The organism is Pantoea sp. CFCC18177, assembly GCF_059412425.1.
The window spans coordinates 14,567-28,323 of the sequence record NZ_JBNBPL010000010.1; the positions used below are offsets into that span (position 1 = coordinate 14,567).

At 55.7% G+C, this 13,757-nt stretch carries 11 protein-coding genes and 3 tRNA genes; 3 read left to right on the plus strand and 11 right to left on the minus strand.

All coding sequences use genetic code 11. The features are described from left to right. The first annotated feature begins 7 nt into the window (after nucleotides 1-7). Both ACPUC8_RS12300 and zitB read left to right on the plus strand, forming a co-directional pair. Entirely contained in the window at nucleotides 8-3,067 is a 3,060-nt protein-coding gene (locus ACPUC8_RS12300; RefSeq protein ID WP_494926456.1) for an ATP-binding protein, read from the plus strand. Then, the gene (gene zitB, locus ACPUC8_RS12305; protein ID WP_494926419.1) at nucleotides 3,036-4,004 is read left to right on the plus strand and encodes a CDF family zinc transporter ZitB; all 969 of its coding nucleotides are present in this window, start codon (nucleotides 3,036-3,038) and stop codon (nucleotides 4,002-4,004) included. The genes ACPUC8_RS12300 and zitB overlap by 32 nt, the downstream gene beginning before the upstream one ends. Here the strand turns inward: zitB and pnuC are convergent. From pnuC to ACPUC8_RS12320, 3 genes are all read right to left on the minus strand, one after another. Then, nucleotides 3,998-4,720 carry a nicotinamide riboside transporter PnuC gene (gene pnuC / locus ACPUC8_RS12310; RefSeq protein ID WP_494926420.1) on the minus strand — a complete coding sequence of 241 codons (723 nt, stop codon included), beginning with the start codon at nucleotides 4,718-4,720 and terminating at the stop codon, nucleotides 3,998-4,000. The two genes, zitB and pnuC, sit on opposite strands and share 7 nt — an antisense overlap. A gap of 99 nt (nucleotides 4,721-4,819) precedes the next feature. Next, nucleotides 4,820-5,881: a quinolinate synthase NadA gene (gene nadA / locus ACPUC8_RS12315; RefSeq protein WP_494926421.1), complete on the minus strand. Its 1,062-nt coding sequence runs from the start codon at nucleotides 5,879-5,881 to the stop codon at nucleotides 4,820-4,822. Nucleotides 5,882-6,016: 135 nt separating this feature from the next. Further along, nucleotides 6,017-6,523 carry a methylated-DNA--[protein]-cysteine S-methyltransferase gene (locus ACPUC8_RS12320; RefSeq protein ID WP_494926422.1) on the minus strand — a complete coding sequence of 169 codons (507 nt, stop codon included), beginning with the start codon at nucleotides 6,521-6,523 and terminating at the stop codon, nucleotides 6,017-6,019. Between the two features lie 237 nt (nucleotides 6,524-6,760). Between ACPUC8_RS12320 and ACPUC8_RS12325 the strand changes: the two genes are divergently transcribed. Beyond that, a complete protein-coding gene (locus ACPUC8_RS12325; protein ID WP_494926423.1) occupies nucleotides 6,761-8,242 on the plus strand; it encodes an AlkA N-terminal domain-containing protein in 1,482 nt (493 codons plus the stop codon). A 488-nt stretch (nucleotides 8,243-8,730) separates the two neighbouring features. Here the strand turns inward: ACPUC8_RS12325 and ACPUC8_RS12330 are convergent. From ACPUC8_RS12330 to tolR, 8 genes are all read right to left on the minus strand, one after another. Beyond that, nucleotides 8,731-8,806: transfer RNA gene (locus tag ACPUC8_RS12330), tRNA-Lys, on the minus strand. Nucleotides 8,807-8,836: 30 nt separating this feature from the next. Next, nucleotides 8,837-8,912, minus strand: a tRNA-Lys gene (locus ACPUC8_RS12335). Nucleotides 8,913-8,964: 52 nt separating this feature from the next. Next, a tRNA-Lys gene (locus ACPUC8_RS12340) sits at nucleotides 8,965-9,040 on the minus strand. A gap of 165 nt (nucleotides 9,041-9,205) precedes the next feature. Continuing rightward, a complete protein-coding gene (gene cpoB, locus ACPUC8_RS12345) occupies nucleotides 9,206-10,015 on the minus strand; it encodes a cell division protein CpoB (RefSeq protein ID WP_058972624.1) in 810 nt (269 codons plus the stop codon). 9 nt (nucleotides 10,016-10,024) lie between these two features. Then, nucleotides 10,025-10,540: a peptidoglycan-associated lipoprotein Pal gene (pal, locus tag ACPUC8_RS12350; protein ID WP_039330408.1), complete on the minus strand. Its 516-nt coding sequence runs from the start codon at nucleotides 10,538-10,540 to the stop codon at nucleotides 10,025-10,027. 64 nt (nucleotides 10,541-10,604) lie between these two features. After that, nucleotides 10,605-11,900, minus strand: coding sequence for a Tol-Pal system beta propeller repeat protein TolB (gene tolB / locus ACPUC8_RS12355; RefSeq protein WP_039330409.1), 1,296 nt, complete (start codon nucleotides 11,898-11,900; stop codon nucleotides 10,605-10,607). Nucleotides 11,901-12,016: 116 nt separating this feature from the next. Further along, nucleotides 12,017-13,303 carry a cell envelope integrity protein TolA gene (gene tolA / locus ACPUC8_RS12360; RefSeq protein ID WP_494926424.1) on the minus strand — a complete coding sequence of 429 codons (1,287 nt, stop codon included), beginning with the start codon at nucleotides 13,301-13,303 and terminating at the stop codon, nucleotides 12,017-12,019. Between the two features lie 25 nt (nucleotides 13,304-13,328). Continuing rightward, nucleotides 13,329-13,757, minus strand: a complete 429-nt coding sequence (gene tolR, locus ACPUC8_RS12365) for a colicin uptake protein TolR (protein ID WP_034829164.1) — start codon at nucleotides 13,755-13,757, stop codon at nucleotides 13,329-13,331.

Below are 13,757 nucleotides of genomic sequence, written 5' to 3' on the forward strand. Positions count from 1 at the left end.
AGGGGTTATGCTGCTGTGCGTGCTGCTATTCAGCCTGGCCGCTCGCGCAGATTTACAGCCCGCCAGCAGTGTGATGCTGCCCGCCATGATGCCCGCGCCGCATGCCGAGCCCTGGACAGCACCTAACCTGCGCGTTGCCGTGCCTGAACAAAACAGCGCACCCTGGGCGATGCGTATCGGCGACCGCATCTGGGGGATTGATGCGGATTATCTCAGCGCCCTAAGCCAGCTCACCGGAACGCACTTTAGCCTGCAAAGTTACCCGGACCGCAACCAGCAACTTGGCGCACTGGCGCGTGGCGACGTCGATTTTGTCTTGAGTAACGCGCACTTCCCGCTCACCGATGGCCTGCAAACCAGCGACAGCTGGTACAACAGCCCGATTCGTATTTATCGTAATCGTGATAACCAGCGGGCCGTGATGTTCAACAGCGATAGCGCCCAGCTCACCATTGCTGAGGCCACGCTGGCGCAATTGCCTGAAGCCTTTGTGCGCAGCCACCGCTGGCACAGCCTGCCGGGCGATTTACAGGCGTTGTATGCCCTGCTCAACCAACAGAGTGATTATCTGGTAGCAGACGAAGCCAGCGCCGGATTTCTGCTCAGCCAACTGCAACAGGGACAGATTTACCAAATCACTGCCGATCCCGGTGCGGGTGAGCTCTCTTTACGGGCATTCGCGCGCGATCCGGCGCTGATTCAGTGGCTCAATACGCAACTGCGTTTACTCCCCGCCGAGTTCAGTAACCGGGTTCAGCAGCGCTGGAGCCCACCCTTGCTGCGATATCAGGATACGCAGACGTTAATGCTGACTGCCGCCGAGAAACAGTGGCTGGCACAGCAGCAGGAGATCTCTTACGCCGCCGAAGCCGACAATGCGCCCTGGAGTTACCGTGATAGTAACGGCAATGCACGCGGCTTTGGCATCGACTTGCTCAACGCCTTGAGTCAAAGCACCGGGCTGCACTTCACGCCACGCTGGGTGAGCAACCCGCAGCAGGCCAATGCGCTGCTACAGCAACATCAGGTCATGCTGAATCTCATGCAACCGCTATATGAAGACGATGCCAGCAGCAACACCTTGCCGGTATGGCGCGCCATCTGGGGGATTTATACCCTCAATACTCAGCAGCCGATGGGTTGGCAGTCACTGCAGCATCGACGCGTTGGGGTTTTACGGGCTGACTTAGCCCAGCGCCTACTGCCAGCGGATATCACCCCACAGCTGTTTGACGATCGTGCGCAACTGTGGCAAGCCCTCAATAGCGGTCAGATCGATGCGCTGGTGGATAACGTGCTGTCGGCGCGCTGGCGCATGGCCAGCCACAGCGATAATCGCGTGCATCTGGCCTTTGCTGCCAGCGATATCGCCTGGCCACTGGCGCCGCAGGTCAGCAGCGAACAGCCGCAATTGCGAGCACTGTTGGATCATGCACTGCAGCAGATCCCGCCGGATACGCTAAATCAGATGCGCATCAGTTGGTCACAGCCGCCGCAACCGGGCACCAGTGTGGCAATGCGTAATGTTCCGCTGATGATCTTGATCGTGGCAGGGCTCACCATCCTGCTGCTGTTAATCCTGCTATTACGCCGTTACCTGCAACAGCGCCGTGAACGTATCCAGCGCGAACAGGCTGAACGCGCCAATGCCGCCAAAAGCCAGTTCCTTGCCACCGCCAGCCACGAATTGCGCACCCCGATGCAGGCGATTCTCGGTCTGCTGGAACTTGAACAGCAGCAGCATCCCAGCGAACGATTGACGCTGATGCACAGCAGTGCCCGCTCACTGATGACGCTGCTGAATGATTTGCAGGATCATGCCCGCATTGAGAATCAGAGTTTCCGTCTGGCCCCGCGCCCGCTCAATCTGGCACTCTGGCTGCAACAACAGCAGCAGTTTTACCATCCATTAATGCGTGAATCGGGCCCAGAGATGATCATCGAAGCCCTGACGCCGTTGCCCACCTGGGTGATGTTGGATAGCGATCGCCTGCAACAGGTGGTGAATAATCTGGTGGCAAATGCGCTGAAGTTCACCCGCCATGGCGAAGTACGGCTGTCGCTGGCAGTGGATGAACAAATTCATCTCACCGTGGCGGACAGTGGCAGCGGCATTCCGCTCAATGAACAGACGCAGCTATTTGAACCCTGGTATCAAGCCCCTTCCGGCAAAAGCCATGCGGTACAGGGCAGCGGTTTAGGCTTGTTTATTTGCCGGGAGATTGTGCAGCGCATGGGAGGAAGTCTGACGCTGACCTCCGAACCCGATCAAGGCACCACGGTGAACGTCCTGCTGCCGCTGGAACGAAGTGATACTGGCCCCGTCGATGATCACACCATCTGGCCGCGCTATCCGCATCTGCGTGTAGCCGTTGTTGATGACCATCCGACCAATTTGTTGGTTCTACAGCAGCAGCTGGCAAGTTTTGGCGTGACAGCTGAACTGTTTGAGGACGGCCGTAGCCTGCTGCGAGCCGATTCACAACAACCGTTCGATGTTCTGCTCATCGACCAGATGATGCCGCGCCCGGATGGCTTAACCCTGCTGCGCATTCTGCGCCGCCGCCATCAGCGACTTGGCAGTCCCGCGCTGCGAGTACTCTGCTCCGCCGATGTGCAGTTGCTGAAAATCACGCTGCAGGAGAACGAAGCCCTGCTGCTGAAGCCGATTGAGCGCGAGCATCTGGTCCCGCTGCTGGCGCGCGCCATGCAGGATCCCCTGAGCCCGCTACACGAGAGCCTGCTGATTCTGGCGCAGCACAATGAGGCCTTTATCCCACGCATCTGCCAGACGCTACAACGCACGCTACAGCAGGATCGTGATGCGCTGCTGGCCGCCAGCGCCAGCGACGACTGGCCAGCACTGGAGCGTGCCGCACACCGCATGAAGGGAAGTTGGCTGATGCTGGGCATGGATGAGATTGCCGGGCACTGCCAGCAACTGACCGACCAGGCAAAACAGCAACAGCTGGACGCAGATGCACTCAATTTACTGATATCATTAACGAACAGGTTACTTAACCAACTGGAAAGTTATGGCACACACTCATTCTCACAGCGAGCATAACGGCAACCGCACCCGTCTGGCGGCCGCGTTTGGCGTCACCGCCCTGTTTATGGTGGCCGAAGTGATTGGCGGCGTCATTTCAGGCTCGCTGGCGCTGCTGGCCGACGCCGGGCATATGCTGACCGATACCGCTGCGCTGCTGATGGCGCTGCTCGCCGTCCAATTTGCCCAGCGTAAACCCAATGCGCGCCACACCTTCGGTTTGCTGCGTCTCACCACTTTAGCGGCATTCGTTAACGCCATCGCACTGCTTGTCATCACCGTAATGATCGTCTGGGAAGCGCTGCGCCGCTTCTACCAACCGCAGCCGATTGAAGGGGGGCTGATGCTTGGCATTGCGATTGCCGGTCTGCTGGCTAATCTGCTCTCGTTCTGGCTGCTGCATCGTGGCAGTGAAGAGAAGAACCTCAACGTGCGCGCGGCGGCTTTGCATGTGCTGGGCGATCTGCTGGGTTCAGTGGGTGCTATTGTCGCCGCGATCATCATTATGCTGACCGGCTGGACACCGATTGACCCAATTCTGTCGCTGCTGGTGTCACTGTTGGTGGTACGCAGCGCGTGGTCATTGCTGCGGGAAAGTTTGCATGAATTGCTGGAAGGTGCGCCGAGCAACATCAATGCCGATAAACTGGCACGTGAACTGACGCGCAACATCGCGGAAGTGCGCAATGTGCATCATGTTCACGTTTGGCAGGTCGGTGAAAAGCCGGTGCTGACGCTGCATGTGCAGGTGATCCCACCTTACGATCATGACGGCTTATTGCGCAGCATCCATAAATATCTGCATCAGCATTACCAGATTGCCCACGCCACCGTGCAGATGGAGTATCAGCCTTGTGTCGGGCCGGACTGCGAACTCTGCGCGGTCAACAGCTCAGCGCACCACGATCACCATGAACATGCTGCGCTGAATGGCCACGCCCATCACCATCATTGATTAGAGAGTGCGCGCGACCCTTGTTCGCGCGCGCTTTGCATCCACAGGCGCGTGCCATTGAGCGCAATCAGCGTCAGAATCGCGTACTCCAGCGACATCGCATAGACCCCCTGACGGGCAAAGATCATCACGCTGATCACATTGATCACCACCCATAACAGCCAGTTCTCAACGTATTTTCGCGTCATCAAAATCATCGCCACAATCGACAGCACCATCATGCAGGAGTCCCAGAACGGGAACGCATCTGGCTGCAGCTGCGGCATCTGTACCTGCATGCCCAGGGTTTGCATGATCCCGACCGCTGTTTTCGTCAGGAACGCAAACACCGGATCGATATACAGCGTCATCAACGCGATGGCTACCACGCAGGCCACGCCCCACGCCAACACTTTTGGCAACGACAGCCAGCGGATTTTCAGCGCGGTTTCATGGTTCGCGGTTTGTCGGCTCCACGCATACCAGCCGTAGACATTGGCGACAAAGAAGAACAGTTGCAGCAGCAGGCTGGCATACAGTTGGATCTGGAAGAAAATCACCGCAAACAGGGTGACGTTGATCAGTCCAAACAGGTAGTTAATGATTTTTTCCTGGCTGGCGAACCAGATGCACAACAGGCCCGCGAGGGTGCCGACGGCTTCAATCCACGACAGATCGTAGCCCCCGACGCCAATGGGAATGTGAACCAAAATATTTTGTGTGCTGAAGAAGTCCATGAAGTGCACCTGTATGAAAGCCGTCTCAGGCAAAGTGCCGATCATCCTGGTTGGGCGGCGTGAAGCCCGCCCCTGCAACAGTCAGTCAGCAACATTCACCTAGGCGTTCCCTTTCACCTTGAGTTTAAGTTGTGCTGCAAAGTCTAGCATGCGGTTAAGCGGGATCAACGCGGCTTCACGCAGCGCCGCATCCACATGGATTTCATGTTCGTGGCCGCCATGCTCCAGCCCTTCGGCAATGGCTTTCAGGCCGTTCATCGCCATCCACGGGCAGTGCGCGCAGGTCCGGCAGGTGGCGCCCTCACCCGCTGTCGGTGCTTCCAGTAACTCTTTGTCTGGCACCGCCTGCTGCATTTTGTAGAAGATGCCGCGATCGGTCGCGACAATCATTTTTTGGTGCGGCAAGGTTTTCGCTGACTGGATCAGCTGGCTGGTCGATCCCACCGCATCGGCCAAATCCACAATCGCCTGCGGCGATTCCGGATGCACCAGCACCGCCGCCTCAGGATAGAGTGCCTTCATGCGCTGCAAGGCCTGGGTTTTGAATTCATCATGCACAATGCAGGCGCCCTGCCAGCACAGCACGTCAGCGCGAGTCTGTTTGGTGACATAACGCCCAAGATGACGATCCGGTGCCCAGATGATCTTTTCACCGAGGCTATCAAGATGTTCGATCAGCTCAACCGCGATGCTGGATGTCACCACCCAATCTGCCCGCGCTTTCACCGCTGCCGAGGTATTGGCGTATACCACCACGGTGCGATCCGGGTGCGCATCACAGAAGCGATTGAACTCTTCAATCGGACAGCCAAGATCCAGTGAGCATTCCGCCTGCAAGGTCGGCATTAGCACGGTCTTTTCCGGACTCAGGATCTTGGCGGTTTCGCCCATAAAACGCACCCCGGCCACCAGCAAGGTTTTCGCCGGATGTGTACTGCCAAAGCGCGCCATTTCCAGTGAGTCCGAGACACAGCCGCCAGTCTCTTCCGCCAGCGCCTGAATTTCAGGATCGGTGTAATAGTGTGCCACCAGCACTGCATCACGCTCTTTTAGCAAGCGTTTGATTTCAGAGAGGTAATGGGATTTTTCATCCTGGCTGAGGCGCGCCGGTTTCGGCGGGAAGGGATAAATGGCGCTTTCAGGATCGAACATCAGGCTCATGACACGGCTCTCGTTTTCTCAATTTAACAAAATTGCCCTTTGAGGCAATGATGCGGCATCAAAACCGCCATCGTGTTTTATATGCTAAACACGATAGCGGAATTGCGCGAGAGTGTCGTCTCTTTTTTATGCGGGTTACAGCAGCAGTGATCCGCCTAACGCTTTTTTCGGGCTCTCCAGTTCGAGCAGAAATGCTTTCACATCTAACCCGCCGGCAAACCCGGTCAGTTTACCGTTGCTGCCAATCACACGATGACAGGGTGCCATAATCGACAACGGGTTTTTCCCGTTCGCCGCCCCTACCGCTCGCACGGCTTTCGGATTGCCAATCTGCTCTGCAATTTGCAGATAACTCCGGGTTTCACCAAACGGAATCGTGAGCAGCGCCTGCCACACCTTTTTCTGAAACTCCGTCCCGACCGTGTCGTAAGGCATATCAAACTGCTGGCGCTCACCGGCGAAGTATTCGCGCAGTTGGCGCTCGGCCTCGCACAGTATCGGATGCTGGTCGTTGCGGCTGACAGGCTTGAGCGGTACGCGCTGTGACCCTTCGTTCTCCCAAAGAATCGCTGACAATCCTTTGTCTGTCGCAATCAGCGTCAGTTCTCCCACCGGTGTGGGGATGATTTTGGCATGATACATGTTGCACCTCCGGCGTAAATCAGTGCGCCATTATCGCACTTTTATCGCAATAGACTGGCTGTTTTCGGTCATGAGCTTAAACTGGTTTGCTGTCCGAAAGCAGCGAGTTTTGTTTAGCCACTTGCGCGACGATACCCAAAATCATTCAAGGCGCAGCACGGCGGCAAACCAGAGCAGCCAAGGTATCTGCGCTTTGAAGTACGAAGGGTATATGCGGTTTATTTGCTGGAGAAGATGATGTTCGATCCCGATATTGCTTACCAGGCGCTGACCTCGCGCGATAGCCGCTTTGACGGGCTTTTCTACGTCGGTGTGACGTCAACCGGCATCTATTGCCGCCCCATCTGTCCGGTGAAAGCGCCGATGCAGAAGAACTGCCTGTTTTTCACCAGCGCCGAAGCCGCCGAGAAGGCCCATTTCCGTCCCTGCCTGCGCTGCCGCCCGGAACTGGCCCCCGGTTTTGCGCCGGTCGATAGTCATCACCGCATCGCCGATCGCCTGATCCGCCGTATTGAAGAGGGCTTGCTGGAAGAGCAAGAGACGCTCGCCGATATCGCCAATGAGTTTGCCCTGAGCGAACGCCAACTTCGACGCGTGGTGCAACAGGAGCTGGGCGTATCGCCTATTGAACTACGCCAAACGCGACGCATGCTGCTGGCGAAGCAACTCCTTACCGAGACCTCACTGCCCGTAACAGAAATCGCCTATGCCAGCGGTTTCCGTAGCCTGCGCCGCTTTAATGATGTATTCCAGGCACGCTATCGCATGACGCCCTCTCGCCTGCGCAAGCAAAGCCAACCTGACAGCATGACGACGGTGCAAGAGAGCGCTGAGCTACGTCTCAGCTATCGCCCGCCCTATGACTGGGCCGCGATTATCGATTTCCTGCAACAGCGCGTGATGAAGGAGGTGGAGTGGGTCAGTGAAGGCGTCTATCACCGCACCGTGGCGCTGGGGCATTGCCGAGGCTGGGTGCGGATCAGCCATCTTCCTGAAAAGCAGGCGCTCAAAGTCCAGTTCACCACCACCTTAACCCCGGTTTTGCCCGCATTGCTGCGGCGACTGCGTGACCTGTTTGATCTGGATGCCCAACCACAGCGCATCAGCGAGCAGCTAAGCCAGGATCCGCTGTTAGCCGAGAGTGTGTCTCGCTATCCCGGGTTACGCGTTCCTGGTGCGTTTGACGGCTTTGAATTGGGTGTGCGCGCTATCCTCGGCCAGCAGGTCACGGTGAAAGCTGCCACCACCTTAAGCAGTCGCGTAGCCGAACGTTTCGGTGAACCGCTGACCACGCCATGGCCTGAACTTTCTCGCTTACCGCCTACTGCAGAATCACTAGCAACCGCCACCATCGATGATATCGCCAGTCTTGGCATCGTCAGCGCGCGCTCACAGGCGATTCAGGCGCTGGCGCAGGCTTGTGCCTCCGGGGAGCTACGCTTTAACGGTGCAGTGAATCCTGACGTGGTACAGCAGCAACTGCTGGCGTTAAAAGGTGTTGGGCCGTGGACAGCGAGTTACATCGCGATGCGTGCCCTACGCTGGCCGGATGCGTTCCCGAAAGAGGACATTGCGATTCGTAACAATCTGGGCGGGGTTAGCGCTAAGGTCGCTGAAGCGTTATCGCAAGTTTGGCGCCCATGGCGCAGCTATGCGGTACTGCATATCTGGAAGAGTTTGACGCCGGGTAAATCTGCTGCAAGCGATAACAAAGTATGACGGTGCGTTCCATCTGACTATTAAACCGGGATGGTGCGTTCCAGTCGGCAATAAGGGGCGGTTACGTAAAGACGCCGTAAATACATCCCTGTAGGCTCTGCCGGCGGTTTACTCGCCTCATTCCTGAGGCTCGCCCACGTTGTGGGCCAACGCTGCGCAGGGACAAAAACGCTCCCGGCGTTTTTGTCCCTGCGCAGTACGCTTTACTCCACCGCCCCTTATCACCGCCTTCATGAAACATCTGTGCGGTTTTCATAAAGCAATGAATCGTTTCATGGGTCAGTAAAGGCGGGATCGGAAGAGCGAAGCGTCCGAGCCATGGATGGCGAGGCCGATCCACAGGGAAGTGAGACTCCTTCGCGATCCGTCCCGCCTTTACTGGCCGGGGCACCCAACGCAAAGCCACTCCACCAAACATTGTTTTAGAAACGCAGATTTAATAAACGCAGAAAAGCAAAAAGGCGCCTTTAGGGCGCCTTTCTACATAGTGGTGGGTCGTGCAGGATTCGAACCTGCGACCAATTGATTAAAAGTCAACTGCTCTACCAACTGAGCTAACGACCCCTCGATGAGGGCTTACAACTTTACACTTGATGGTGGGTCGTGCAGGATTCGAACCTGCGACCAATTGATTAAAAGTCAACTGCTCTACCAACTGAGCTAACGACCCATCAAGGTTGTGAAGCGACTGAAGAAAACATCTAACATACAGCAGGTTAAGATGGTGGGTCGTGCAGGATTCGAACCTGCGACCAATTGATTAAAAGTCAACTGCTCTACCAACTGAGCTAACGACCCATCTTCAGGCTGCCGGACGCTTTGTTAAACTGCCCGGGCAACGGCGGCATATATTACTGATTTAGCGGGAGGGCGCAACCCTTATTTCTCACCAAATCACTCAATTGCTTACCTTTCATGCTGCAAGACCAGAAATCATACGAAATCCGGTCATTGCTGCACAAATTACATCCCAGCGAGACGCTTTTGCGCCAGCTTGGCAGATTCGCTGCTTGGGAATTGTTTGATCACTTGTTGATAGACCGCTTTAGCTTTCGCCGTATCGTTCTTCTCTTGCATGATCACGCCAACCTTAAACAACGCTTCTGGGGCCTTCGGCGACTTCGCATAGTTCTTCACCACAGTGGCAAAATAATACGCGGCATCGTCCTTCTTACCCTTGTTGTAATACAACTGACCCAGCCAATAATTGGCGTTCGGTTGATATGTGGAGTCAGGATACTTCTTCACCCACGCCTGCAGGGCAGTAATGGCCTGATCGAACTGCTTCTTCTCCAGAATCAGCGCGACGGCAGCATTGTAATCGGTATTGGCATCGCCGGTTTGTGCAGGGGCAGCGGAACTTCCACTTGCATTGCTACCGCCTGCATCAGCGTTTCCCGCAGCACCTGCTGCTCCCGCCGCTGCGGCATCACCGCCACCGCTCGCCTGTGCACCGTTACTCCCACTGCTCAGACTATCAATCTGCTGATAAAGCTGCTTCTGGCGCTCAATCACCTGATTAAGTTGATAGCTGTTCTGTTGGATTTGGCCGCGCAGCGAATCGATATCGCTTTGGTTGTCACTCATCTGCTGCTGCAATTGCTGCAGAAGCTGAGCCTGGGCATTGGAGATACGTTCAAGATTGGTGACACGGTCTTCGACCGAGCCAGAGCCAACGCTACTGATTGACGCTTGGGCAATAGCGGCCCAAGGAGCCGCTACGCCAACCAGTAACGACAGACTCAACAAATGAAGTCTGAAGTTACTCATCATATGATGCTCTTAGTAAACCAGTACGGCACGACGGTTTTTAGCGTAAGCCGCTTCGTCATGACCCAGTACAGCTGGTTTCTCTTTACCGTAAGAAACGATAGACATCTGGTCAGCAGACACGCCTTTACCCTGCAGATACATCTTAACGGCGTTAGCACGACGCTCGCCCAGGGCGATGTTGTACTCTGGGGTACCGCGCTCATCCGCGTGACCTTCGATGGTCACTTTGTAAGACGGGTTACCACGCAGGAATGCTGCGTGCTGATCCAGCATCTGAGCGTAGTCAGAAGCGACGTCATACTTATCCAGACCGAAGTAAACGATGTTGTTCTGCTGCAGCTGCTGCATCTGCAGACGCGCTTGCTCGTCAGAAGACATGTTACCGTTCTGGCCAGCACCGTAAGCGCCGTTGTCTGCGCCCATACCGGTCTGGTCGTTGTTGTTGTTTTTGTGTGAGCTACATGCAGCTACCGCGATTACCGGCAGAGCCAGCATCAAACCCTTCAGCACTTTGTTCAGTTGCATTTCTTTATCCTATTATTTTGTTTGCTATACATGGTTATCCCCCACTATGCAGGGGACCTATGCATTACAGATACGGCGACCAGGCAGGGAATTTGACCTGTCCATCGGTTGCCGGAAGACGCGCTTTGAAACGCCCATCTGTTGAAACCAACTGCAACACGGAACCCATCCCCTGAGTAGAGCTATAGATTACCATCGTGCCGTTAGGGGCCAGACTTGGCGTCTCATCCAGGAACGTGTCCGTTATTGTTTGAACGGCTCCCGTTACCAGATCCTGTTTGGCGACATGCTGAGCACCACCGGCGCTGCTGATCATCACCATCGTTTTGCCGTCGGAAGACACATCCGCATCCTGGTTCTGAGCACCTTCCCAGGTAATACGTTGTGGCGCACCGCCGTTAATACCAATCTTATAAATCTGAGGCGCACCCGCCTGATCCGAGGTATAAGCCAGTGTCTGGCTATCCGGGAACCAGGTCGGTTCGGTGCTGTTATAACGACCATCAGTCACCTGACGCGTCTGACCTGAAGCCAGATCCATCACATACAAATTCAGGCTACCGGTTTTAGACAGCGCAAAGGCCAGCTTAGAACCATCCGGCGAGAAGGCCGGAGCACCGTTGTGGCGTGGGTAAGAAGCAACCTGACGAATCGCACCGTTGGCCAGCGTCTGCACCACCAGAGCCGATTTACCGCTCTCGAAGGTTACGTAGGCCACTTTACTGCCGTCTGGTGACCAGGCCGGTGACATCAATGGTTCTGGTGAGCGATGCACCACAAACTGGTTATAACCGTCGTAGTCGGATACGCGCAGTTCATACGGGAACTGACCGCCGTTGGTCTGCACCACGTAAGCGATACGCGTACGGAATGCACCTTTAATACCGGTCAGCTTCTCGAACACTTCGTCACTGGCGGTGTGGGCAGCATAACGCAACCACTGCTTAGTCACTTTATAAGAGTTCTGCGCCAGTACTGTACCTGGCGCACCGCCTGTATCCACCAGCTGGTAAGCAACCTGATAACTGCCATCTGGGTTAGGCGTCACCTGCCCCACAACCACGGCATCAATACCCAGCGCGCTCCAGGCAGCAGGTTGAACTTCCTGCGCACTGGTCGGCTGTTGCGGCAGACGTGAACGATCAAGCGGGTTAAATTTACCGCTGTTACGTAAGTCAGCGGAAACAATCCCGCCCACATCTTCTGGTGCCGCGCCTGGGCCCGCCCATTTGAACGGAACCACACCGATTGGGCGTGCGGTATTCACACCCTGCGTAATTTCAATACGCACTTCTGCGTGCAGCATCGCTGCCCACAGCAGTACAAAAAAGCCTAACGTTACACGAAGTGCCTGCTTCATCTTATCTCCCTTACCTGAACCTGAGTTCACGATAATTCGCACAGTTCCTGAAAAAACACGAGTACTCGTAAAATACGGCAAGCTAACCTTAGTTCAACCTGCCGTGGGTTACTGCATTATTCCGGTTTGAAACGCATTGGCGCGTTTTTAAACACTTCATACACCGCTTGCGATGGCGGCTTAGGAATATGAGCTTGCTTCGCAGCAGTAATTGCAGCCTGGCACAACGCAGGGTCGCCGCCCTCAGCTTTAACATCGATCAGCAAACCATCCGGGGCCAGTTTGATACGCAGGTTACACTCTTTACCCTTATAAGTATCAGCATCATAGAAACGACTCTGAATCGCTCCCACAACCTGCCCCATATAGGAGTTAATCTCTGCGCCTGACGCACCAGCCTTTTTCTGATTCCCCTGCCCTGCTGCACCGCCAGAAGCTGTGCCACTTTTCGGTGCATTCTTACCAGAAGAAAGGCCACCTAACAGGTCATCAACGTCACTTTCATTCTTGGCCGCTTCCGCAGCGGCTTTTTTCTTAGCGTCGGCCGCCGCTTTGGCTTTCGCCGCAGCATCCGCTTTCGCCTTGGCAGCTGCATCGGCTTTGGCTTTTGCCTCTGCTGCAGCTTTCTCTTTCGCTGCTTCAGCGGCTTTTTCCTTCGCCTCTTCCGCTGCTTGCTCTTTGGCTTCTTTCGCTTCCTGAGCCGCTTTCGCCTTTGCGTCTGCTGCAGCCTGCGCTTTGGCCTCAGCAGCCGCTTGCGCTTTCGCTTCCGCCGCTGCCTTCGCCTGCTCTACGGCTTTCTCTTTCGCCGCTTCTGCCGCTGCCGCTTTCGCTTGCTCTTCCGCTTTCTTCTTCGCGTCGGCTGCTGCCTGCTTCGCTTCTTCTACGGCTTTGGCTTTCGCATCAGCTGCTGCTTTCGCATGGGCATCTGCTTCCGCTTTCGCATCGGCTTTCGCTTTGGCTGCCGCCGCTTCAGCCGCTTTCTGCTGATCCTGAGCCTGCTTTGCCGCCGCCTCAGCGGCTTTCTGCTGTTCAGCTTGCTGCTTCGCCTGCTCTTTGGCTTCCTGCTGGGCCTGCAAGCGCTCTTTTTCCATCTCTTTCAGACGCTGCTGCTCGGCAGCCTGCTTCTGCTGTAACTCTTCGGCCTGCTGCTGTGACTGCTTCTGACGTTGTTGCTCAGCGCGTTGGCTGTCACGTTGCTGATTCTGCTGACGGTTATATTGTTCAACCACGGCACCAGAATCGACCATCACTGCGTCAATATCACTGCCGCCACCGCCGCCGCTGGATTCGATCTTTTCGTTAAACGAGCTCCAAATCAGCAGGGCGATCAGCACGATGTGCAGAATCACCGAAATGATTATCGCGCGTTTTAATTTGTCGTTCTGCTCGGTTACCTTCGACACTCTCGGATCCCAAAAACGGTTCGCTTTAAATCGGCTGTGTCATCAAACCGACAGATTTCACGCCAGCCTGATGTAACAGGTTCAGCGCCTTGATGATTTCGTCGTAAGGCACATCCTTCGCACCACCAATCAGGAATACAGTCTTCGGATTGGCTTCGATGCGACGCTGCGCTTCACTCACCACCTGTTCCGGCGGTAGCTGTGTCATACGATCATGATCCACCACCAGGCTGTACTGCCCTACGCCAGCCACTTCGACAATGACCGGTGGATTATCATCCGTTGAGACCGTTTTTGAGTCGGTCGCGTCAGGCAAATCCACTTCCACGCTCTGAGTAATAATCGGCGCAGTTGCCATAAAGATGAGCAGCAGTACCAACAGCACGTCCAGCAGTGGAACAATGTTGATTTCCGACTTAAGGTCGCGGCGCCCGCGACCACGGGTTCTGGCCAT

Excerpts from the sequence above, each read along its gene's own strand:
- ACPUC8_RS12300 (WP_494926456.1), top strand. The coding sequence starts at position 8 with ATGCTGCTGTGCGTGCTGCTATTCAGCCTGGCCGCTCGCGCAGATTTA.
- zitB (WP_494926419.1), top strand. The coding sequence starts at position 3,036 with ATGGCACACACTCATTCTCACAGCGAGCATAACGGCAACCGCACCCGT.
- pnuC (WP_494926420.1), bottom strand. The coding sequence starts at position 4,720 with ATGGACTTCTTCAGCACACAAAATATTTTGGTTCACATTCCCATTGGC.
- nadA (WP_494926421.1), bottom strand. The coding sequence starts at position 5,881 with ATGAGCCTGATGTTCGATCCTGAAAGCGCCATTTATCCCTTCCCGCCG.
- ACPUC8_RS12320 (WP_494926422.1), bottom strand. The coding sequence starts at position 6,523 with ATGTATCATGCCAAAATCATCCCCACACCGGTGGGAGAACTGACGCTG.
- ACPUC8_RS12325 (WP_494926423.1), top strand. The coding sequence starts at position 6,761 with ATGTTCGATCCCGATATTGCTTACCAGGCGCTGACCTCGCGCGATAGC.
- cpoB (WP_058972624.1), bottom strand. The coding sequence starts at position 10,015 with ATGATGAGTAACTTCAGACTTCATTTGTTGAGTCTGTCGTTACTGGTT.
- pal (WP_039330408.1), bottom strand. The coding sequence starts at position 10,540 with ATGCAACTGAACAAAGTGCTGAAGGGTTTGATGCTGGCTCTGCCGGTA.
- tolB (WP_039330409.1), bottom strand. The coding sequence starts at position 11,900 with ATGAAGCAGGCACTTCGTGTAACGTTAGGCTTTTTTGTACTGCTGTGG.
- tolR (WP_034829164.1), bottom strand. The coding sequence starts at position 13,757 with ATGGCCAGAACCCGTGGTCGCGGGCGCCGCGACCTTAAGTCGGAAATC.